At 57.1% G+C, this 20872-nt stretch carries 21 protein-coding genes and 1 other RNA gene; 2 read left to right on the top strand and 20 right to left on the bottom strand.

What is annotated here, in order from left to right; all coding sequences use genetic code 11:
• The 18 genes from BMZ40_RS01690 to BMZ40_RS01605 form a co-directional block, all read right to left on the bottom strand.
• A complete protein-coding gene (locus BMZ40_RS01690; protein ID WP_092372392.1) occupies positions 1-777 on the bottom strand; it encodes a TIGR00282 family metallophosphoesterase in 777 nt (258 codons plus the stop codon).
• 7 nt (positions 778-784) lie between these two features.
• Positions 785-2344: a ribonuclease Y gene (gene rny / locus BMZ40_RS01685; protein ID WP_092193290.1), complete on the bottom strand. Its 1560-nt coding sequence runs from the start codon at positions 2342-2344 to the stop codon at positions 785-787.
• A gap of 158 nt (positions 2345-2502) precedes the next feature.
• A non-coding RNA gene (gene ssrS / locus BMZ40_RS01680) (6S RNA) lies at positions 2503-2683 on the bottom strand.
• A 6-nt stretch (positions 2684-2689) separates the two neighbouring features.
• Entirely contained in the window at positions 2690-2935 is a 246-nt protein-coding gene (locus BMZ40_RS01675) for a cell division protein ZapA (RefSeq protein ID WP_244150375.1), read from the bottom strand.
• 24 nt (positions 2936-2959) lie between these two features.
• The gene (locus tag BMZ40_RS01670; protein WP_092372391.1) at positions 2960-3139 is read right to left on the bottom strand and encodes a hypothetical protein; all 180 of its coding nucleotides are present in this window, start codon (positions 3137-3139) and stop codon (positions 2960-2962) included.
• An 8-nt stretch (positions 3140-3147) separates the two neighbouring features.
• Positions 3148-4530: a bifunctional UDP-N-acetylglucosamine diphosphorylase/glucosamine-1-phosphate N-acetyltransferase GlmU gene (gene glmU, locus BMZ40_RS01665; RefSeq protein ID WP_092372390.1), complete on the bottom strand. Its 1383-nt coding sequence runs from the start codon at positions 4528-4530 to the stop codon at positions 3148-3150.
• A gap of 240 nt (positions 4531-4770) precedes the next feature.
• Positions 4771-5199 carry a F0F1 ATP synthase subunit epsilon gene (locus tag BMZ40_RS01660; protein ID WP_092193285.1) on the bottom strand — a complete coding sequence of 143 codons (429 nt, stop codon included), beginning with the start codon at positions 5197-5199 and terminating at the stop codon, positions 4771-4773.
• Between the two features lie 21 nt (positions 5200-5220).
• On the bottom strand, positions 5221-6630 hold the full coding sequence (gene atpD, locus BMZ40_RS01655) for a F0F1 ATP synthase subunit beta (protein ID WP_015775525.1): 1410 nt from the start codon (positions 6628-6630) through the stop codon (positions 5221-5223).
• Between the two features lie 13 nt (positions 6631-6643).
• On the bottom strand, positions 6644-7516 hold the full coding sequence (locus BMZ40_RS01650; RefSeq protein ID WP_092372389.1) for a F0F1 ATP synthase subunit gamma: 873 nt from the start codon (positions 7514-7516) through the stop codon (positions 6644-6646).
• Positions 7517-7536: 20 nt separating this feature from the next.
• A complete protein-coding gene (atpA, locus tag BMZ40_RS01645) occupies positions 7537-9045 on the bottom strand; it encodes a F0F1 ATP synthase subunit alpha (protein ID WP_092193281.1) in 1509 nt (502 codons plus the stop codon).
• 5 nt (positions 9046-9050) lie between these two features.
• The gene (gene atpH / locus BMZ40_RS01640; protein WP_092372388.1) at positions 9051-9605 is read right to left on the bottom strand and encodes an ATP synthase F1 subunit delta; all 555 of its coding nucleotides are present in this window, start codon (positions 9603-9605) and stop codon (positions 9051-9053) included.
• On the bottom strand, positions 9602-10171 hold the full coding sequence (locus tag BMZ40_RS01635; protein WP_092193277.1) for a F0F1 ATP synthase subunit B: 570 nt from the start codon (positions 10169-10171) through the stop codon (positions 9602-9604). The genes atpH and BMZ40_RS01635 overlap by 4 nt, the downstream gene beginning before the upstream one ends.
• Positions 10172-10231: 60 nt before the next feature.
• Complete coding sequence (locus BMZ40_RS01630; RefSeq protein ID WP_092372387.1) at positions 10232-10654, bottom strand: F0F1 ATP synthase subunit B; 423 nt, start codon at positions 10652-10654, stop codon at positions 10232-10234.
• A gap of 263 nt (positions 10655-10917) precedes the next feature.
• Positions 10918-12027 (bottom strand): rod shape-determining protein RodA, encoded by a 1110-nt coding sequence (gene rodA, locus BMZ40_RS01625; RefSeq protein ID WP_092372386.1) that lies wholly within the window; start codon positions 12025-12027, stop codon positions 10918-10920.
• Between the two features lie 12 nt (positions 12028-12039).
• Positions 12040-13833, bottom strand: a complete 1794-nt coding sequence (gene mrdA, locus BMZ40_RS01620) for a penicillin-binding protein 2 (RefSeq protein WP_092372385.1) — start codon at positions 13831-13833, stop codon at positions 12040-12042.
• The gene (locus BMZ40_RS01615) at positions 13820-14326 is read right to left on the bottom strand and encodes a hypothetical protein (RefSeq protein ID WP_092372384.1); all 507 of its coding nucleotides are present in this window, start codon (positions 14324-14326) and stop codon (positions 13820-13822) included. The genes mrdA and BMZ40_RS01615 overlap by 14 nt, the downstream gene beginning before the upstream one ends.
• The gene (gene mreC / locus BMZ40_RS01610) at positions 14323-15339 is read right to left on the bottom strand and encodes a rod shape-determining protein MreC (RefSeq protein ID WP_092372383.1); all 1017 of its coding nucleotides are present in this window, start codon (positions 15337-15339) and stop codon (positions 14323-14325) included. The genes BMZ40_RS01615 and mreC overlap by 4 nt, the downstream gene beginning before the upstream one ends.
• Positions 15340-15343: 4 nt before the next feature.
• A complete protein-coding gene (locus tag BMZ40_RS01605) occupies positions 15344-16384 on the bottom strand; it encodes a rod shape-determining protein (protein ID WP_015775515.1) in 1041 nt (346 codons plus the stop codon).
• 190 nt (positions 16385-16574) lie between these two features.
• On the opposite strand from BMZ40_RS01605, the gene mnmL reads away from it, so the two are divergent.
• Together mnmL and BMZ40_RS20015 are read left to right on the top strand one after the other, a co-directional pair.
• A complete protein-coding gene (gene mnmL / locus BMZ40_RS01600) occupies positions 16575-17534 on the top strand; it encodes a tRNA modification radical SAM protein MnmL/YtqA (RefSeq protein ID WP_092372382.1) in 960 nt (319 codons plus the stop codon).
• Entirely contained in the window at positions 17531-18010 is a 480-nt protein-coding gene (locus BMZ40_RS20015; RefSeq protein ID WP_092372381.1) for a methylated-DNA--[protein]-cysteine S-methyltransferase, read from the top strand. Before mnmL ends, BMZ40_RS20015 begins: the two co-directional genes overlap by 4 nt.
• Here BMZ40_RS20015 and BMZ40_RS01590 read toward each other — a convergent pair.
• Both BMZ40_RS01590 and BMZ40_RS01585 read right to left on the bottom strand, forming a co-directional pair.
• Entirely contained in the window at positions 17979-18353 is a 375-nt protein-coding gene (locus BMZ40_RS01590) for a PilZ domain-containing protein (RefSeq protein WP_177192963.1), read from the bottom strand. The genes BMZ40_RS20015 and BMZ40_RS01590 overlap by 32 nt on opposite strands.
• Positions 18354-18592: 239 nt before the next feature.
• Positions 18593-20872 carry a DEAD/DEAH box helicase gene (locus tag BMZ40_RS01585; RefSeq protein WP_092372379.1) on the bottom strand — a complete coding sequence of 760 codons (2280 nt, stop codon included), beginning with the start codon at positions 20870-20872 and terminating at the stop codon, positions 18593-18595.

Genomic DNA, 20872 nt, shown 5'->3' with positions numbered 1-20872 from the left:
TTAAGATGCCCTGTATTGCCATGCCGAAATGCACCGGCATTGGCCGTTATCCACTTCCATAAGCGCCCCGTTCAACATGCACGGCCCTTTGGCCAGTTCAAAACGCTGGGGCAACCCCGTTCGAAATCTGCGTAAAATTATGTCGTTGTCCATGCCCAGGCAGGAATCTTCCGGACCGCACATCCCAAGATCGGAGATATAACCGGTCATTTCGTCTAAAATTCGTGCGTCATTGGTCTGAACATGGGTGTGCGTGCCGACCACCGCCTGAACCCGCCCGCGCAGCAGATGGACCAGGGCGCGCTTCTCGGAGGTGGCCTCGGCGTGCATGTCAACCACGATCACGGCCTCGGGCGGAGCCTTTGCGACCAGAGTCTCGGCAACCGCGAACGGGCAGTCGATGGCTTCCATGAAGGTCCGGCCTTGCAGATTGATGACCATGAGCGGCGGCAGGTTTTCGCCCAGTTCGTACACGCCCGCGCCACGGCCCGGCGCCGATGCGGGATAATTGCCCGGACGCAGCAGCCACGGTTCATTCTCAAGCGCAGGCCGGATGTCGGGAAATTTCCAGACATGGTTGCCGGTGGTCAGGACATCGACGCCGCATCTGTGCAACTCCTGGGCGCTTTTGGCCGAGAGCCCAAGCCCGCCGGAAGCGTTCTCGCCGTTGGCCAGCACCACGTCCAGCTCCAATTCCCGACGCAAACGCGGCAGATGATCCTTAACCATCTGCCGCCCGCTGTTTCCTACGATGTCACCAAGAAAGAGAATCCGCATTCGGGAACTATTTGGCAATGCCCACGGCCCTCTTCTCGCGGATGACCGTAACCCGGATCTGACCGGGGTAGGTCATCTTTTCCTCTATCTGCTTGGCGATATCCTTGCTCAGCATGTAGATCTGATCGTCGTTGACCGCCTCGCAATCCACCATGACGCGAACTTCCCGGCCAGCCTGAATGGCGAAGGCCCTGCTCACTCCGGTAAATCCGGTGGCAATCCCTTCGAGCTCCTCAAGGCGCTTCACGTAGCTCTCCAAAAGCTCCTTGCGCGCTCCGGGACGTGCTCCGGAGAGGCTATCAGCAGCCTGGACCAGCACGGCATAGACGGACTTTGGCGGGACATCCTCATGGTGCGCGGCGATGGCGTGCACGATTTCGGCGGACTCGTTATACTTCTTGGCCAGATCAGCGCCGATGAGCGCATGCGGGCCCTCGACTTCGTGGTCCACGGCCTTGCCCAGATCATGCAGCAGGCCGGCCCGTTTGGCCTTCTTGATGTCCAGCCCAAGCTCGGCGGCCATGATTCCGCACAAAAACGCCACTTCAAGGGAATGCTGCAGAACATTCTGGGTGAAACTGGTACGGAAGCGCAGCTGACCCAGCAGGCGGACAATCTCGGGATGAATTCCGTGCACGCCGAGATCAAAAGTGGCCTGCTCGCCGATTTCACGGATCTGGACATCCATCTCCTTTTCGACCTTCTTGACGATATCCTCGATACGCGCGGGATGAATACGGCCATCGCTGATCAATCTTTCCAGCGAACGTTTGGCCACTTCACGGCGCAACGGGTTGTAAGCGGACAAAATGACCGTTTCCGGCGTGTCGTCGATAATCAGGTCCACACCCGTGGCCGCTTCGATGGCGCGGATGTTGCGGCCTTCACGGCCGATGATGCGGCCCTTCATGTCTTCACTGGGCAACTCCACCGAGCTGACCGTATGCTCGGAGACATAATCACCTGCGTAGCGCTGAACCGCGCTGGCAATGATCATCTGCGCCTTGCGATGCGCGGTCTCCTGCGCCTCGACCTCGATCACCCGCACCATCTTGGCCGCCTCATGGCGGGCCTTGCTCTCAATTTCCTGCATGAGACGGGCGCGGGCCTCTTCGGCGGTCAATCCGGAAATTTCCTCCAGACGGGTCTGTTGGGCAACGATCAATTCCTGCAGCCCCTCCTCCTTCTCCTCGACGGCGCGCTCCTGCTTGGCAACCTTCTTTTCAAGGCTGACCAGCTCGCTTTCCTTCAAGGCCAGGGACTCCACCTTCTTTTCCAGACGCTCTTCCTTGGCCTGTAGCCTGGCCTCATTTTTTTTCAGTTCACGCTCGCGGTCCTTGGCATCCTGTTCGACTTCCTTCTTCAGGGCAAAAACCTCGTCCTGGGCCTGGAGCAAAACCTCTTTCTTGTGCGCCTGCGCATCTTTCTTGGCTTCATCCAGAATCCGTTCGGACAATTTGCGCGCGTCGTCGTTCTCTTGATCGGTGATGTATTTTTTGAACAAAAAACCCGCAACCGCACCAATTCCGGTGCAAATGAAAGCGGTGATTATGATCTGGCTGGTCATGGAAACTCCTTGGCACAATATATTTAAGATGGCTGCGCAACGACCATGATACGTCATCCCTGTCCTTAAATCGGACTGACGGGACAACAGCGCGAGCGCTTAATTACGATCGGCAAGGAGTGTATGAGAGACTGGCTGTTGGAAGGGGCGAACCAGATAAAAGCCCCGGAAGGCAGTGTTGGGAATCATTTTGAACCTCTTAAGTTAAGAGGGGGTTGGCTACAGCCCATCAGGCTTCTTCGGCTGCCCGAAGCGTGCACACAAGACCGTTGTAAGCTACCCGTATTGCGCTTTATTGGCTCAAAAACGCATCACCAATCACTGACCCTCCAGGGTACTTGTTCACTATTCTTCAGGACTATCTATCTTCGAAAGAAGCTGCTGCAACGTGCCTTCAAGTTGCGACATCTTCCCTTGATCATGTAAATAATCGTCGGCCAGACTCAACGCCAGGTATGTCAGAAGCCGCTCCTTGCTCATGTGACTGACCCGCCCTTCGAGATCCTTGTAGCGCTGATGAACCAGGTCAACAGCTTTATGAATCCGCTCGGGCGAGACGTCGGCCGCGAAGGAAAGATCGAGGCCGAGCACTGTCAAATTGTATCCTGGCATTACTTAGTTTCTATCAACCTCTTGCAGGCTGTTCAAGATATTTTCCACCCTGGACAGAACGGCCTCCTTGGTCTGCCGCTCCTGCTCAAGGGACTCCTTTAATTGCATATTCTCAAGTTTCAAGGCTTCCTGGCGATCCAGAAGGAGGGTTATCTTCTCTGTCAACTGATTAAGAATATCCATAAGTTATCCTAGGATTGAAGTGATTTTTTCTTGCGGTCCAAATTCGACTGTCTGGCCCTGGCCACGCACAGGGCACCATCGGGAACATTTTTAGTAACCACTGAACCGGCGGCGACAAGAGCACCGGCTCCCACGACCACGGGAGCGACCAGCGCAGTGTTGCTGCCGATAAAGGCGTTTTCATGAATTTCGGTGCGATGCTTCTTCGCGCCGTCATAATTGCAGGTGATGGTCCCCGCGCCGATATTCACTCCAGGACCGATATCGCTGTCGCCCAGATAGGAAAGATGCCCCGCCTTGGCGCCGGCATGGAGCACGGATTTCTTGACTTCGACGAAGTTGCCCACGCGTGCATCCTCTCCGATATCGGAACCGGGTCTGATCCTACCGTACGGGCCAACACTCGCCCCGGCACGGATGTGAGATCCTTCAATATGAGAAAAGGATTTCACTTGGCAAGGACCAAGAATCGAATCCTTGATCCAGCAATGAGAAGAGATGAACGCCCCGCGCTCGATTCGCGAACAACCGTAAATCTCGCATGGCCCCATTATTTCGGCGCCGGGAGCGACGGCAACGTCGGGCCCGATGAAAATTGTCTCGCTGTTACGAAGGATGACTCCTGCATCGAGCAGACCCTCCACGATCTTTCGACGCAAGGACTCTTCAAAGCGAACCAGCTCTCTTGGCGAATTGATCCCCCGCAAAAGGTCCGAGCTTCCAAACGGCAATCCCGCGACCGGCAACCCTGCCGCAGCGCAGATGGCGATCATCTGGGTCAGATAATATTCCTGCTGGGCGTTACTGCGGTCCATCTTTGCCAGCAAAGGCCCACAGCGCTGGACGTCGAACACATAGACCCCTGAATTGACCTCAAAAACCTCTCCGCCGTGGTCCGCTGCACAGAAATCCTTTTCTTCAACCACCCGCTCCACGTAGCCTTCGGCATTGCGGATGACCCGTCCGTACCCAAAGGGATTTTCCAGACGCAAGGTCAACATACCCATGCCCGCGTTTTGAACCACGCATAATTCAACCAAATCGGCAATGGCATCAACCGGAACGTGCGGGGTGTCTCCGTTAAGCACGCAAAGATGTGAAATGCCGCTGGCGGCAACGCGCTCCCACGCGAGCATGACCGCATGTCCCGTGCCCAACTGCTGCTCCTGCAGGACAAACTGCCCCTTTTGCCCCGGAAAGCAGTCTTCAACCTTTGCGGCCTGAAAACCGACCACGGTCCAGATCTGAGCTGCGGGCACGTGCGTCAAAGCGTCATATACATAGCCAAGAAGCGGCTTTCCCAACACCTGCTGCAAAACCTTGGGGGAATCAGAATGCATGCGCGTGCCCTTGCCTGCGGCCAAGATGACGTATCCCAGTTCTGGCTTCATGATTTTCCTCGAAAAAAAGTATTCGGCTCGATCACTTCAAATAATGCTCTCACCGGCTTTGCAGCCACGGACCAACAAAAACCGATCAATGCCACAGTAGCTCGAGAGCCAATTTCACGATATCATCCCAAAAAATCTTACCATTGATATCGGGATATTATATTATTCTCAAGATTGAATAGTCATAAAAAAAAGCAGGCTCCGAGGAGCCTGCTTTCAAGATACCGTGATTGTCGGTCATTACATGCGGCAAGTGCCTTCACTTACAGCTGTCTGCCGGCATTTCATGCGATGAAGTGCTCTGGCCAATGCAGCCTGCACGGCTGCGTGATCCAATTTCTCCTGTTGCTGCTTGGCGCGCTGCTCGGCCCTGTCCTGAGCTCTGCGAGCTCTTTCCAGATCGATGTCTTCAGCTCTTTCCGCTACTTCGGCAAGAACCGTCACCTTTGCAGGGGAGACTTCGGCAAAACCGCCGGCAACAAAAACGAAGTACTTCTTGCCGTTGAGTTTGTAGTAAAGGCTCCCGATACCAAGTGCAGAGAGAAACGGGATATGATTGGGCAGGACACCGAATTCGCCGTTGATGCCGGGAGCGCCGACATAATCGACCTCTTCCTTGAGCACCATCTTGTCTGGTGTCACTATTTCAAGCGTAATTGTTTTAGCCATATCAATACCCCAGAGCAAGAATTACTGTTTCTTGGCGTTTTCCAATGCCTCTTCAAGTCCGCCTACCATGTAGAAGCAGGACTCCGGAACAGAATCGTGCTTGCCTTCAATGATTTCCTTGAAGCTCTTGATGGTCTCTTCAAGCTTCACATAGCGGCCTTCCTTGCCGGTAAACTGGGCTGCAACGAAGAACGGCTGGGACAGGAAACGCTGAATCTTACGAGCTCTGGAAACAGACAGCTTGTCTTCGTCAGACAGCTCGTCCATGCCCAGGATCGCGATGATGTCCTGCAGATCCTTGTATTTCTGGAGCAGACGCTGCACGGCACGAGCGGTCATGTAGTGATCCATGCCGATGACGTTGGGATCCAGAATGCGCGAGGTGGAGTCAAGAGGATCCACCGCAGGATAAATGCCAAGTTCGGCGATCTGACGGGACAGAACGATGGTTCCGTCAAGATGCGAGAAGGTCGTTGCAGGAGCGGGGTCGGTCAAGTCGTCGGCAGGCACGTAAACGGCCTGAACCGAGGTGATGGAACCCGTTTTGGTAGAGGTGATGCGTTCCTGCAGCTCACCGAGGTCGGTACCCAGCGTCGGCTGGTAACCAACCGCAGAAGGCATGCGGCCAAGAAGCGCGGAGACTTCGGAGCCTGCCTGGGTGAAACGGAAGATGTTGTCAACGAAAAGCAGCACGTCCTGGTTTTCTTCGTCACGGAAATATTCCGCAGCGGCCAGAGCGGTCAGCGCAACGCGCGAACGGGCTCCCGGAGGTTCGTTCATCTGACCGTAGACGAGGCAGGCTTTATCCAGAACGCCAGCTTCTATCATTTCATGGTAAAGGTCGTTACCTTCACGTGTGCGCTCACCAACACCGGCGAACACGGAGATGCCACCGTGGTTCTTGGCGATGTTGTTGATCATTTCCATGAGGATAACGGTCTTGCCGACGCCGGCACCACCGAACATGCCCATCTTTCCGCCCTTGGGAAAGGGAACGAGCAGGTCAATAACCTTGACGCCGGTCTCCAGCACTTCAATCTTGGTGGACTGCTCCGTAAAACCGGGAGCAGGGCGATGGATGGGGTACATCTTCTCGGAGGAGATGGGACCCTTTTCATCCACCGGGCGGCCAACGACGTTCAGAATACGTCCCAGGGAAGCCTTGCCGACGGGTACCTGAATGGGTTTGCCCGTATCCTTGCCGATCTGACCGCGAACAAGACCATCGGTGTTGTCCATGGCGATGCAGCGAACAACGCTGTTGCCAAGATGCTGCGCGACTTCGACAACCAGGTTGTCTTCCTCGGCGTCAATGGTCGGGTTCGTAATGAGAACAGCGTTCAAAATGCTCGGAAGATTGCCTTCGGCAAACTCCAAGTCAACAACAGGTCCGATGACCTGCACTATTTTACCGGTATTAACAGCACTCATGCGTTATGCCCCCTTATCCTTTCAGTGCCTCGGCACCGCCTACGATGTCCATTAATTGGGTGGTGATACTTGCCTGGCGCGCCTTGTTGTAGACTTTGGTCAGGCTGCCGACCATTTCGTCGCAGTTCTTTGTCGCGTTATCCATGGCCGACATGCGAGCTGCGTGCTCACTGGCCGACGTGTCGAGCAGGCCGCGATACATCTGAACTTTGACATACCTGGGCAGCAGTTCGGCCAAAAGACCTTCCACTGACGGTTCAAAGATGTATTCGCTCGAAGCACCGGCCGTAGCCTCCACTTCTGGCGTTTCGGCGGGGAGAATCTGCGACCATGTCGCTTCCTGCTTCGCGATGCTTACGAACTTTCCGTAAACAATGTGCACTTCGTCAAACTGTCCAGAGAGGTATCCGTCAATAACGAGATTTCCTGTTTCGCTTGCCAACTGAAAATCAAAATGGGTCATGTTTTCAGCGTAAGCGGTAGCAATCTCGAATTTTGTCTTGCGGATGAAGTCTCTGCCTTTCTTTCCAATGCAGATAAACTTGACCGTCTTGCCTTCTGCTTCCTTCTGCTTGGCCAGCCTGTTGGCGGCATTGCACAAGTTCGCGTTGAAACTGCCGCACAGCCCTTTGTCCGAAGTCACCAGTACAATTCCGATGTTCTGAATGACCTCGCGCTTTTCAAGCAAGGGATGCGCGCTGGCGTCGGCGCGGGAAGCCAGATCGATAAGAATGTCATTGAACTTATCAGCATAGGGACGAAAGCGCTCGATGCGGCTCTGAGCACCGCGCAGCTTTGCGGAAGCGACCATGTTCATCGCTTTCGTAATCTGCTTGGTCTTCTTTACACCGACGATTTTGTTCTGAATGTCCCTGAGTGATGCCATTTACGACTCCTTAAACGATCCTAGGCTTTGAAACCGGCTTTGAACTCATTGATCGCATCAGCCAGCTTCTTTTCGGTTTCACTGCCAAGGTCCTTGGTCTGAACAATTTCAGCCAGGACGTCGGATTTCTGGTTACGCATGAAGTCAACCAGTTCGGCACCGAAGCGGATGGCGTCGGTCACTGCGATGTCATCAAGGAAACCGCGTGTACCGGCGTAAAGAACTGCAACCTGCTCTTCGACGGGCATGGGCTGGTACTGAGGCTGCTTGAGCAGTTCAACCAGACGCTCACCACGGGTCAGCTTGGTCTTGGTGGATTTGTCCAGGTCGGAACCGAACTGCGCGAAAGCGGCAAGTTCGCGATACTGGGCCAGATCGAGACGCAGCGTACCGGCGACCTTCTTCATGGCCTTGATCTGAGCGGCGCCGCCAACTCGGGATACGGACAGACCGACGTTGATGGCGGGGCGGATGCCGGCCATGAACAGGTTGGGCTCAAGATAGACCTGACCGTCGGTGATGGAGATAACGTTGGTCGGAATGTATGCCGAAACGTCACCGGCCTGGGTTTCAATGACAGGCAGGGCGGTCAGGGAACCGGCGCCCAGGCTGTCGTTGACCTTGCAGGAGCGCTCCAGAAGTCTGGAGTGGAGATAGAAAACGTCGCCAGGGAAAGCTTCGCGTCCCGGAGGGCGGCGCAGAAGCAGGGACATCTGCCGGTAGGCGACAGCCTGCTTGGAAAGATCGTCATAAACGATCAGGGCATGCTTGCCGTTGTCACGGTAGAATTCCGCCATGGTGCAACCGCAGTAGGCAGCAATGAACTGCAGCGGAGCCGGCTCGGAGGCGGTGGAGGAAATGACGGTAGTGTATTCCAGGGCGCCGTTCTGACGAAGGGCTTCAACCACCTGGGCGACAGTGGAACGCTTCTGGCCGATGGCAACGTAGAAACAGTGAATGTCGCTGTTCTTCTGCGCGATGATGGCGTCAACGCCAACCGCGGTCTTGCCGACCTGACGGTCACCGATGATGAGTTCGCGCTGGCCGCGGCCGATGGGTGTCATGGCGTCGATGGCCTTCAGACCCGTGTACATGGGCTCATGTACGGATTTACGGGCGATGATGCCGGGAGCCTTGATTTCAACGTTACGGAACTGATCCGTCTGGATCGGTCCGAGACCGTCGATGGGGTTGCCCAGAGGGTCGATGACCCGGCCCTGAACAGCGTCGCCGACGGGAACCTGGAAAATCCGGCCCGTACGTTTGACGATGTCGCCTTCCTTGATGTGTTCCGTCTCGCCGAGCAGGGCGACACCTACGGAATCTTCTTCAAGGTTAAGGACCATTCCCATGACGTTACCGGGGAACTCGAGGAGTTCCATTGCCATCGCGTTTTCGCAGCCGTAAACGCGGGCGATACCGTCACCCACTGACAAGACCACGCCAGTTTCGCTCATCTCAACCTTTTTCTCGTAATTCTTGATCTGGCCTTCGATGATCTGGCTAATTTCTTCTGCTTTAATCTGCATAGCCTCTACTCACCCCTTTTGATATTTTCTTTCAAAATTTGCAGCTGAGCGCGAATACTGGCGTCAAGGATCTTGTCACCGATCTTGAGCATAAGCCCGCCAATAATCTCCTGATCCACTTCGTAATCAAGGACCACTTTCTGGCCCGACTCGCGTTGCAATTTATCGACAACGTTCTTCTGCACAACATCGGAAAGCTTTACAGCCGTCACCAGCTTGCCGCGAAGAACACCCTGGGCTGAATCCAAAAGCGTTCCATAGGATGCGTTGATCTCGGGGAGAAAAGACAATCTGTTCTTGTCCGCAAGCAGCAGACAAAAATTCCGAACCATGGCGCAAGGCTCCACTTTGTCCAGAATCTTGATGATTACCCCTCTCTTTTCTTCCACACCAAAAATTGGGTTGCGGAAGATCTTCGTGAGCTCAGGCGCATTCTCCAGGAGTCCAGCCAGCCTGGCCAAGTCGTCACCGTATTTCGCCATCGCGCCCTTGTCGGACTGCGTTTGCGCAACGGCGAACAAAGCCTTGGCATACCGTCTTGCTACGATGTTCCCAGTCAATTGAGCACCACCTTTTTAAGATATTCGTTGACCAAATCTTCGTGATCTTTCTTTTTGAGCTGCTTCTTGACAAGATCTTCAGCGGCAGTGGTAATCTTTTCGGCCAGTTCTTCACGGATGGCGTCGATAGCCAACTTGGCTTCCTGGGCCGCCGATACTTCAGCCTGAGCCCTGATCTGAGTAGCCTGGGCCTCCGCTTTGTCGATAATCGCCTGACGCATGGCCTCACCCTGAGCCTTTGCATCATCCAGAATCTTGGCTTTTTCCGCCTCGAGATTCGCGATACTCGCCTCAACTTCAAGCAAACGCTTTTCGGCATCTTCCTTGCGCTCGTCGAGATCGGCAAGGTCCGTCTCGATCTGCTTGGTGCGCCCGGACAGCAAGTCCGCGATACGCTTGCCCGCGAACTTATAGATCAAGAACGCGACAATGCCGAAATTGATTACGCGATAGAGAAGGTCGAGCAGCTTGTTGTGCCCCCCGCCATCTCCCTCGCTGGCGAAAGCTATCGCCGCGCAGAGAACCAGTGCTGCCGTCACCAATCCGACAGTCTTGAACTTTTTCAAAATTCCGCCCTCCTTATATGAAAAAGTAAATCTATGACACATAAGAAAATCCCGAACCTATCAAGCCTTGCTCAGCACCTTGTTGGCGACGTTCTTGGCATAGGTGGCGACTTCTTGGCGCAGAGCCTTGAGGGCTGTCTGCTTCTGACCGTCGATCTCCTTTCGGGCGGCGGCAACCTTTTCGGCGGCTTCGGCTCCGGCCTCGGCCAAAACGGAAGACTCAACCGCGGTGCCTTCAGCCTTCAAGGCTACCCGCAGCTGCTGAGCTTCGACCCGGGCTCCGCTCAATGCTACCTTGTAGCTCTCAAGCTTGGCCTCCGCCTTGGCGGCGAAATCCTCGATGGATCCCAGCTTCTGGCTCATGACCTCGGCCCTTTTCTTGATGATCCCTCGGATGGGACGATACAAGATCAAATTCAAGACCGTCAGGATGACCATAAAGTTCACGAGCTGAACAAAAAAAGTGTAATCTAGATCAATCATGCCGCCCCCTAAAAAGTATGTGAATTTTTGTTCAAAGTCACAGGGCCTCTATCTGATTCCCATTTTCGTGTCAAAATCTTTTTAGACAAAGCATCAGTAAAATGATTGGCATGGCATGGGTTTTCGTAGTTTGTTCGGAATTTCACGTGTCTAGCTCGCGCTTTTCTTTTCGAAAAAAAAGTAGGTCGCTCACAGCGCGTCCTCGCCTTCTTTCGGATCAGCGGCCCAAAAAAATCAGTCCGCGTGAAAACACCAAAAAACTATCAGCCTTTTTTGAAAACGAAACGACGCATGGCCACATTGAGGACGAGTCCGACCATGCAAAAATTGACCACGGACGCACTGCCTCCATAGCTGATGAAGGGCAGTGGAATTCCGACGACAGGCATGATCCCGAGCACCATGCCTATATTGATGAGGATCTGCCAAAAGAAATAAAAGAAGACCCCGGCCGCGAGGTAGCTCCCGAAATCGTCCTTGGCTTCCATGGTGACGATGTAAATCTGATAGAGAAAGGAGCAGAAAAGAATGAGCAGGATGATGGACCCGAAAAAGCCCCACTCCTCGCCGAACACGGCAAAAGCGAAATCCGTGTGTTTTTCCGGTAGGAAGCGCAGCTGACTCTGGGTGCCCTCCAAAAAGCCCTTGCCCCAGAACCCTCCGGATCCAATCGCAATCTGGGATTGGATGATATGGTACCCGGCCCCGAGCGGATCGTTGCCCGGGTCAAGAAATGTCATTATGCGCTGCTTCTGGTAGTCGTGCAGAAAAAACCAGCCAAATGGGATCATGATCGGCAACACGACAACCAGTACCTTGAACACGGAGCCGGTGACCCCCTTGAAAAGGATCATTCCCCCCAAAATGAGCAGGATGTTCAAGGCCGACCCCAGATCAGGCTGCTTGACCACCAGGACAGCGGGCACCAGACCGACCAGGAGCGCCTTGCCCAGGTTGATCCAGCCCAGCTTGCCTTCCATGCGTGCCATCAGCCTGGCTCCAAGAATCAGGACCGCGATCTTTGTCAGCTCCGTCGGCTGGAGATTGAAAAAACCGAGATCAAGCCATCTCTTGGCTCCGTAGATGGTCTTCCCGGCGACACTGACTCCGAGCAGCAGAACCAGGCAAAGGATGAAATACGCCCACGAAACGGATTTAAGATGACGATAGTCTATCAGCACCAACGCCGTCATCACGCATAGTCCGACCCCGCCCCAGAGCAGTTGTTTGTTGAAATACGTGTCGATTTCAAGGCCGGAAGCAAGGCGCAGGGTGCTGGCCGAATAGAGGTTCATGACCCCGACAAGAAAAAGGATCGCCGTCAGGGTCAAAAGGCCCCAATTGATATGAAATATGAGTCGTCTATCGAACATTTTCTTTCCTGGTCAGTCCCCTGATCGCACATCCAGAAGTACATCGAGCACTGCCCCGGCCACCGGCCCCGCATCCGAGCCTCCATGACCGCCATGTTCCACCATGGCCACGACCACAAACCGCTTCCCATCCTTTTCACCAAAGCTGGCCATCCAGGCGTGATCCCTGTATTTGTAGGGAATCTCATGGGTCTTTTTCTTCTCGTATTTTTCCTGCAGCTTCACGACCTGGGCCGTGCCGGTCTTGCCCCCGATTCTCAGACCGGGCCTGCGAAGAACCCGGGCAGTGCCCCGCTCTTCCTCCACCGTGGCCACCATGGCGTCAAGAACCAGCTTCCTGGTCGCGGGCCGCATGGGCAGTTCACCCAACACGTCGGGTTCTTCGGACAAAAGGAGCGTCGGCCGCAATATTTTCCCTTCGTTGACCAGCGCCGCCATAAATCTGGCCACCTGTAGGGGAGTGGTCAAGGTGTAGCCCTGGCCGATGGCGTAGTTCAAGGTCTCGCCGCCCTGCCACTTCTCTCCGAAGCGGTTCAACTTCCATTCCGGGGTGGGCATGTTGCCGGCCCGCTCGTGGGGCAACTCCACGCCGGTCTTGACCCCGAACCCACAGCGGGTCGCAAAATCGCTGATCGCCTCCACGCCGAGCTGTTCTCCCAGCTGATAATAATAGACGTCGCAGGACTCGCGCAGGGATTTCTTGAAGTCGGTGGTTCCATGCCCGCCCTTGTTCCAGCACCTGAAGACGCGCTGGCCGAGCTTGTAGCTACCGGGACAAAACACCGTCGAGGAAGGCTTGACCGTGCCGCTCTCAAGCCCAAGCCCGCCCACAGCGAGCTTGAAGATGGAGCCAGGCGGATAGGTGCTTTGCACCGGCCGATTCTGCAGGGGATGCAAAGGATCCTCCAGCAGCTCCTTCCATTTCGCATGGCTGATACCGACAACAAACTCGTTGGGATCGTAGCTGGGCAGGCTGACCAACGCCAGCACCTCGCCCGTGTCGGCGTCCATGGCCACGACCGATCCGGCCCGGTCGCCCAGGGCCTTGGTCGCGACTTCCTGCAAGGGCAAAGAGATGCTCAGATTAAGGTCCTCGCCCATCACCGGCGAAGAAACAATCCGCGAGGACAGCACACGCCCGGAGGCATCGACTTCAAACTCCTGAAGCCCCTTGGTCCCGCGCAACCTGCGTTCGAGCATCAGCTCCACGCCCTGTTTGCCGACATTGTCGCCCAGTTGCAGATCCGGATCGTTGTTGAGCTCTTCTTCATTGGCCCGGGCCACATATCCAAGGACATGCGCCAAGGTCTCGCCATGGGCGTAGGAACGCTTGGGCCGTACGGCAATGACAAGCCCGGGCCAGTCCTGCCGGTGCGCCTCGACCAAGGCCACCAGCTCAAACGGAATGTTGGGCACGATGACCTGTTCGTCGAAATGCTTGACCCGCTTGCGGCCAATCTCAAAGGCTTTTTGCAATTCGTCCCGGGGCTGACCGGTCCAGCGACTGATCTGGTCCAGGGTTTTGGGAATGTCCGGGCAGTCCTCACGCACCAGCGCCAGGGCGTAGGCAGGATTGTTTTCCGCCAGCAGTACTCCGGTACGATCCCGAATGATGCCTCTTGGGGAAAACATGGTGCTTTGCCTGGTTCTGTTCTCCTGGGCGCGTCCCTGATAGAAATCACTCTTGTAAATCTGTAGGTACCACAGCCGGATACCGAAGATACAAAAAAGGATCACCAGAAAAACGAGCAACAGCGGGGGACCGGAAAATATCTGGGGCCGCTCCGGGGAGTTAAACGCGCCCATTTCTGCCTCCGCGCCTGTAAATCAAGAGAGCCGTACCCCAGAAAAATACATATGCGGCCCACTGCCTGGCAATCCAGGACCAGGGTGAATACGGCCGGGCCGGCAGTTCCTGAAAGCTGATCGCCCCGCTCAAGACCACCCAGGACCAGCAAGCCAGCAGCAAGGAAAACAGAATTATGAAAAGAGGATTCTCTGGCTCAAGGAGCCATTTCGAAAGCAGAAAAAAGACTAACATCCCGGAATAAAATAGAATACTCACGCCAAAAACCAGGTTCCCCCCCCCCTCCTGAACAAGAACCCACAGCGCCCCCATCCAGAGCGCGGTCCACCACTGTCCGGTTTGCAGGCAAATAAGCACGCCGGGAGAAAGGAAATCAAGTCCGCCGGACAGTTCCTGCGCCCAAAGGGCGATGATCAGAAAGTCTGTCCACCAGATGATCGCGGGAATTTGGCCCTTTTTAGAAGTCGAGGGATGCGCGGCTGAGAGTCTCACGGTTTCTTGCGCACAGGGTGCCGAGTTATGGTGGAAGGCTCCTGGACGGGCGGAGGCGTCACAGACGGACCGGCCGCAGGAGGCGCTTGGGCAGCGGGCTTGGCTTCCGGGCTCTTTTCGTCCGCCGGGGGAGCCCCCGGGGAGGATGCATTGGTCACAGCCGGAGTCATGACGGGCTGGCCTGCATCAAACCCGTCGGTACGGCTCAGGACCAGCAGTTCCTCGTAATAGCGCAGGGCGAGAAGAGGTTCGGCGTAGACCCTTTGGAACAGGGAGACGTCCGCCGGAGTCACTTCCACCACCCTGGCCACGGGTATGCCCTTGGGAAAAACACCGCCCAGCCCGGAGCTGAGCAATATCTCCCCGGGACTGACCGGGTCGTTGCGGGGGATGAACTTGACTTCAAGGAAAGCTCCGGCACCCTGCCCCTGCACAATGGCCGGGACACGCCCCTCGCTGGTGATGACGGGAATCCGGCTGGAAGGATCGGACAGGAGAACCACGGAGGAAAAATGAAGACCCGGCTTGGCGATTCTTCCGACAACGCCTTTGGGCGAAATGACCGGATCATTGAGGCCCACGCCGTGGCGCAGCCCCACATCGACAAGGATGGTTTCAAGAATGGCGTTGGGACCGAGTTTCTGGCCGATGACCCGCCCTCCGCGCATCTCCCAGGAGGCCTCGGGGCTGAAGCGCAAAAGCGAGGTCAGGCGATCGGCGGACTTGGCCTTCTCGGAAACACGGGTCAGCTCCTGTTCGAGCTCCCGCACCCGCAAGACCAGGTCCTCGTTCTCCTGGCGCACTCCGACCAGATAGACGTAGCGCGACCAGAACTCATCGACGTTGTTTTGCAGCCATCTCCCCGGGGCCAGGACCCATCCGGTCAACTCCAGCCCGGTCAAGGCCGCCAGGCGATCGAGGTAGCCCGTCTTCCAGTTCCATGTGTACATGGAAAAATAGAGAAACAGGGGAAGGAAGAAAAACAGGACCAGACGTTTGAAGCGAGGGGACATCACTCTACTCGATGGTTACCTCGCGCAGGACATCCAGATTGTCCAAGACCTTGCCGGAACCCAGCGCCACGGTGGACAGGGGATCATCGACCACGGTGATGGGCAGGGAGGTCTCCTCGCGCAGCAGGCTGTCGAGCCCTTTAAGGAGAGCGCCGCCGCCGGTCAGCACGATGCCCCGGTCGACGATGTCCGCCGCCAATTCCGGCGGGGTCTGCTCCAGGGCGATACGCACGGCCTGAACTATGGAATCGACGGGTTCGGAAATGGCCTTGCGGACCTCTTCCGAGGTGATGGTGATGTTCTGAGGGATGCCCGAAACCAGGTCGCGACCTTTGACGTCCATGACCAATTCCGGATCCATGGGGTACGCGGAGCCAATGGTGGTTTTGATGTCCTCGGCGGAACTCTCGCCGATGAGCATGTTGTATTTGCGTTTGACGTGCTGAAGAATCGCCTCGTCCATCTTGTCGCCGCCGATGCGCACGGATTTGGAATAGACGATACCAGCCAGGGAGATGACCGCCACTTCAGTGGTTCCACCGCCGATGTCGACGACCATGTTCGAGGTCGGCTCGGTGATGGGCAGATCCGCGCCGATGGCTGCGGCCATGGGCTCCTCGATCAGAAAAACTTCCCGCGCGCCGGCGCTCTGGGCGGATTCGCGGACGGCCCGCTTTTCGACCTGAGTGATTCCGGTGGGCACGCAGATGACTATGCGGGGCCGAACCAGCCGCCGGCTGTTGTGCACCTTGGAGATGAAATGGCGAAGCATTGCTTCCGTGACTTCAAAATCGGCGATGACACCGTCCTTCATGGGACGAATGGCCACGATGTTGCCGGGGGTACGCCCGAGCATTCGCTTGGCCTCGCTGCCCACGGCCAAAACCTTGTTGTTGCCACGATTGTCGCGTTTGACGGCGACCACGGACGGTTCCCGCAGGACGATCCCCTTGCCCTTGACGTATACGCAGGTGTTGGCGGTGCCGAGATCGATCGCCAGATCGTTCGAAAAGAACCCCAAAATCTTATCCAAAATCCTGGACATATAGTTCCTCTTTTATCATGTTCAGCGCTGTAGGCTGGAAAAAGCGTCGCCCGTTCCGAAGCACGGACCACAACGGGACACGGATGGAGCGATCCCGAAAAAGATGTGTAATGAGCCGCACTGTTTATCCGAATTTCAACGCGCAGGCAACCCGCACCGCGGCCATGCACAAACCTCAATCATACCAAGCATGTCTCCTTACAGATTCTACCGACTGTCTCTCTACTTCAAGCAACGCTTCGGCCAGCGAATCCGCAAAATACCGCTGGACGCCGGCAGCTCGTGCCCGAACCGGGACGGCACCCTGTCCCGGAGCGGCTGCGCTTTCTGCAACCAGAAGGGAACCGGGACGGGCCTTGCCGAAACCGGAATGTCCTTGCGAGAGCAGTACTTAGCGTACCGGGAATTATCCAGGGACCGCGACACAGACACGCGTTTTCTGGGATATCTCCAGTCCTTCTCCAATACTCACGGGCCCGCCGCGCGACTGCGGACGCTGCTGGAAGAACTGACGGAAGTTCCGGACCTCGTCGGGCTGGCCATCGGCACCCGGCCGGACTGCCTCGATGAGGAAAAGCTCGACATCCTGCAAAATGCGCCCTTCGAGGAAATCTGGCTGGACCTGGGGCTTCAGTCGGGCCATGACGCCACCCTAAAACGCATCAATCGGGGGCATGACGCAGCGAGCTTTGCAACCTGGGCACGAAAAGCCGCGGAGCGGGAAATCAAGGTCTGCGCCCATGTCATCACGGGCTTGCCGGGCGAGAATTTGGCGGACTTCGAACAAACCATTCTCTTTGTCAACAGTCTGCCCGTGTCCGGAATAAAAATACATAATCTGTACGTCTGCCGGGACACGCCACTGGAATCAGCCTGGCGTGCCGGGAAGATCGAACTCCTCTCACAGGAAGAATCCCAGGCCTGGCTCGTGCGCGGTCTGGCCCTTCTGCGACAGGATATGGTCGTCCATCGCATCAACAGCGACCCCGAGCACGACGAACTGCTCGCACCGTCATGGGCCAACAAAAAAACCGCGTATCTGAACGCGGTCAATCAGCTCCTGCATGACACGGACACATGGCAAGGCAAGGCTCTGGGGCAAGATCGCCCGGAATGGATGAACCCCCCGAAAAAACGGAAACAACCATGAACGATTTTTCAGAAACCTTTGCAAACCGCTGGTTCTCAGTCACCTTCGTCTGGAGAGACGGGCTTCTGGTCCAGACAGACCTGAGTGCCGAACTCAAGGCCGCCACCCCGCCAAAATCACCCTACGGAGCCGTATTGGAGCGGATAGTGACCCAGTACGGGGACCTTCATGCCGACGAGTGGCCGGACCTGCCCCTGGACAGGCGAAACTTAAGCGAATTCACCATGACGGTGCTGGACAACCTTCGCCTGCACGCGCCCAGAGGGATTGTCACGACCTATGGGCGACTGGCCGCCCTCTGCGGCTCGCCCCGGGCGGCACGAGCGGTTGGCGGGGTCATGGCCAGAAATCCTTGGCCCCTGCTTTATCCCTGCCATCGGGTGCTCGCGGCCAATCTGGGGCTTGGCGGATTCGGCCCCGGCATCGAACTGAAGAAGACCCTGCTCACTCTGGAAAAGGCCCCTCTTCCGACTTGAACGCAGGGTGACGCAGCTCCTCGTCGACCAGATCCGCATCTTCGGCGTAGAGCTTGACCAGATTGCGCAGATGCGCAAAGCTCGTTTCGTCCATGCTGATGAAATCGATGGCCCCGTCCTGTCCGGCACGGATGATTCGCCCGTGGATGTGCATGCGCAATCCGGACTCAAGTTCCAAGGTGATATCGCATTCCTTGCCCGGCAGAATCCATTCTTCCGTAGAGCACGAGAGGCCCTTCAGGCTCAAATCGTTGACCTTCCCCCGGACTCTTTTCCCCTCAAATGCTATTGTCAGCGGAAATTCAAGGCTGACCCGGCTTCGTTTGCGTCGCTCTTCTGACATGCTCCCTCCCGCCCATGCGTGAACCATCTCTAAAAATCCGGATTTGTCGGCCGCGAATGCGGCAATTTCCGCTGAATCATCGCGGACAACACCATAAGCCGATTACGCGAATTTAAACTCCTCGTCGACACCCAACCCCGAGCCTCGCGCAACTGCCAAACAGGGATGACCGCGCGACCGGTCGCACCAGCCGCGCAGGCCGCCAAAAGAAAGCCCCGGAGCTTGGCCGGGGCTGACGTTTATTCCAGGAATATCTTTTTCTTGGGCCTGGGCGGCTCGGTCTTGGCCTCGGCCGGTTTCTTGCGACTTGGGCGTGGGACCTCCCTGGTCCGCGAGGCGCCTTCTTCGGCCGGAGCATCCGCTGGCCGTGGCCTTGGTTCCGCCCGCGGCGGGCGAGGAGTCTGCGCGGGAGCTACCGGAGCCGGCGCAGCGCTTGGCGCAGCGGCGGGAGTCCCGGAAGACGAGCCCGCATCGGCCGCGACATCGTTGCCACCCTCGGGCTTTGCACCGGCAGGCTTGCGCGGACGGCGACGACGACGCTTCTTGGGCGCGGCCGTAGGCTGCTCGTCTCCAGCCACATTTTCAGTGGCCGCGACAGGCGTTAAGGAATCCGCCGCCGGAGTCTCGTCCGTGGGTTCCACCCGAGCGGGCGCAGGCTGCGCCGCAGGCTTCGGCGGCCGGGGAGTCCGAGGGGCCTGGCTCTTTTCCGGACGTACTTCCGGCGCAGAGGGCGCAGGCTCGGCGATCAGCTCGGGGGCTAGCGCAGGAGCCGCGACAGGCGCGGAAGGTATCACCGGCTCGGATGGCGTCACTTGTTCAGAGGCCTCCACCGGCTCGGATGAAGTCTGCCGAACTCCCGGGGCTTCCGATGACTTCTCAGGACGGCCCTGATCGCGCAGGGCGGCATCAGCGGTACCGGCCGGTTTTTTGCGCGATCGCTTGCGTCGGCGCTTCTCGCCTTCAGGCCGAACGCCTTCGGCCGGCAAAATGGGTTCCTCTCCGGGCTGCTCGGCCTGGACTGCCTCGTCCCGGACCTGCGGCTGGGGAACGGGCTGCCTTGGCGATCTGGGCGCGGCAGGCTGTGCAGGACGGGCTTGGGGCCTGGCGGGACGTACCATGTCGACCAGTTTTTCCGAAGGCTGCTCCAGCGGGGCATGAAATGTATCCTGATAGAATTCGTCCACCAGCATGGCCAAAAGCGCACGAGATTCCTCGTTGGCGGCAAGCTCGCCCACGGTGCGCATGAACCGCTGCATCCGCTCCTTTTGGATATTGTCAGCCTTGCGCAGGCGGGCTTCAAGCAAGAACACGGCCCGCTGCGAGATGAGCGCTTCAAGCTCGTCGTCGGCGGGCAGGGGCTGCTCGATCATCGGGATGGAGAATTTCTTGGCGATCTGCTCAAGCTCGATCTCTTCCATGCCCGACACAAAGGATATCGCGACCCCGGCGGCTCCGGCCCGACCCGTACGCCCGGTGCGGTGCACATAGGCCTCGTGATCCTGGGGCGGCTGATACTGAAAAACATGGGACAGTTCGTGGATGTCGATGCCTCGTGCGGCAACATCCGTGGCCACCAAGAACTTGAGCTTGTTCAGGCGCAGCTTCTCAAGCACCTCTTCCCGCGCGGCCTGGGTCAGGTCGGCGCTGATCTCGCCCACGTCGTACCCGAATCGCCGCAGCACCGTGGAGACGAAATGCACGTCCGCCTTGGTGTTACAGAAGATGATGGCCGAGGCCGGATTCTCCTGCTCGATGATCTTGACCAGGATGCGGCTCTTCTGCATGGCCGGAACCTTGTAAACCACATGCAGGACGTCGCTGACGTGAACCTGGGACTGGCTCAGGGACACAAAAATCGGATCCTTCAGGAACTGCTGGGCCAGGCGCTTCACGTGCCCGGGATAGGTCGCCGAGAACATGGTCGACTGCAGCCCGCGCGGCAGGTAACGCTGAAGCTGCTTCATGTCCGGATAAAAACCCATGGACAGCATGCGGTCGGCCTCGTCGAAGACCAGGATTTTCAGCCGGTCCAGATTGAGGTTCCCTTTGAGCAGGTGGTCGAGGATACGGCCGGGCGTGCCTATGATGAGCTGCGCCCCGTCTTCAAGTCCCTGGATCTGGCCCTTGTAGCCCACGCCTCCGTAAATGGAGAGCGGCTTGATGCCCGCTTCCCGGCCCAGTTCCTCGGCATCGCGAGTGACCTGCACGGCCAATTCGCGGGTAGGAACCAGGACCAGGGCCTGCGGCGCGCCAATGCCGGTGTCGATGCGATCCAAAATGGGCAGCAAGAACGCCCCTGTCTTCCCGCTGCCGGTCTGGGACTGGACCATGACGTCCTGTCCGCCAAGCATATGCGGAATGGTTTGCACCTGCACCGGCATGAGCTCGGCCCAGTTCAAGCGGGTCGCGGCAGCCTGCAGCGTCTGCGGCAGGTCGGCCATGGAAAATGCCTTGCCTTCGAAATTCTCGGTTTGGGAGCCCTCGTTTTGGGCGTCACCAAAATCATTGTTGTCTGTCAT

It is taken from the genome of Desulfomicrobium apsheronum, assembly GCF_900114115.1.
GTDB classification, from domain to species: domain Bacteria; phylum Desulfobacterota; class Desulfovibrionia; order Desulfovibrionales; family Desulfomicrobiaceae; genus Desulfomicrobium; species Desulfomicrobium apsheronum.
Note: the sequence above shows the minus strand (reverse complement) of the source record. Positions and strands in the feature narration are given on the sequence as shown.

Excerpts from the sequence above, each read along its gene's own strand:
- BMZ40_RS01690 (WP_092372392.1), bottom strand. The coding sequence starts at position 777 with ATGCGGATTCTCTTTCTTGGTGACATCGTAGGAAACAGCGGGCGGCAG.
- rny (WP_092193290.1), bottom strand. The coding sequence starts at position 2,344 with ATGACCAGCCAGATCATAATCACCGCTTTCATTTGCACCGGAATTGGT.
- BMZ40_RS01670 (WP_092372391.1), bottom strand. The coding sequence starts at position 3,139 with ATGGATATTCTTAATCAGTTGACAGAGAAGATAACCCTCCTTCTGGAT.
- glmU (WP_092372390.1), bottom strand. The coding sequence starts at position 4,530 with ATGAAGCCAGAACTGGGATACGTCATCTTGGCCGCAGGCAAGGGCACG.
- BMZ40_RS01660 (WP_092193285.1), bottom strand. The coding sequence starts at position 5,199 with ATGGCTAAAACAATTACGCTTGAAATAGTGACACCAGACAAGATGGTG.
- atpD (WP_015775525.1), bottom strand. The coding sequence starts at position 6,630 with ATGAGTGCTGTTAATACCGGTAAAATAGTGCAGGTCATCGGACCTGTT.
- BMZ40_RS01650 (WP_092372389.1), bottom strand. The coding sequence starts at position 7,516 with ATGGCATCACTCAGGGACATTCAGAACAAAATCGTCGGTGTAAAGAAG.
- atpA (WP_092193281.1), bottom strand. The coding sequence starts at position 9,045 with ATGCAGATTAAAGCAGAAGAAATTAGCCAGATCATCGAAGGCCAGATC.
- BMZ40_RS01630 (WP_092372387.1), bottom strand. The coding sequence starts at position 10,654 with ATGATTGATCTAGATTACACTTTTTTTGTTCAGCTCGTGAACTTTATG.
- rodA (WP_092372386.1), bottom strand. The coding sequence starts at position 12,027 with ATGTTCGATAGACGACTCATATTTCATATCAATTGGGGCCTTTTGACC.
- mrdA (WP_092372385.1), bottom strand. The coding sequence starts at position 13,833 with ATGGGCGCGTTTAACTCCCCGGAGCGGCCCCAGATATTTTCCGGTCCC.
- mreC (WP_092372383.1), bottom strand. The coding sequence starts at position 15,339 with ATGTCCCCTCGCTTCAAACGTCTGGTCCTGTTTTTCTTCCTTCCCCTG.
- BMZ40_RS01605 (WP_015775515.1), bottom strand. The coding sequence starts at position 16,384 with ATGTCCAGGATTTTGGATAAGATTTTGGGGTTCTTTTCGAACGATCTG.
- mnmL (WP_092372382.1), top strand. The coding sequence starts at position 16,575 with ATGTCTCCTTACAGATTCTACCGACTGTCTCTCTACTTCAAGCAACGC.
- BMZ40_RS20015 (WP_092372381.1), top strand. The coding sequence starts at position 17,531 with ATGAACGATTTTTCAGAAACCTTTGCAAACCGCTGGTTCTCAGTCACC.
- BMZ40_RS01590 (WP_177192963.1), bottom strand. The coding sequence starts at position 18,353 with ATGTCAGAAGAGCGACGCAAACGAAGCCGGGTCAGCCTTGAATTTCCG.
- BMZ40_RS01585 (WP_092372379.1), bottom strand. The coding sequence starts at position 20,872 with ATGACAGACAACAATGATTTTGGTGACGCCCAAAACGAGGGCTCCCAA.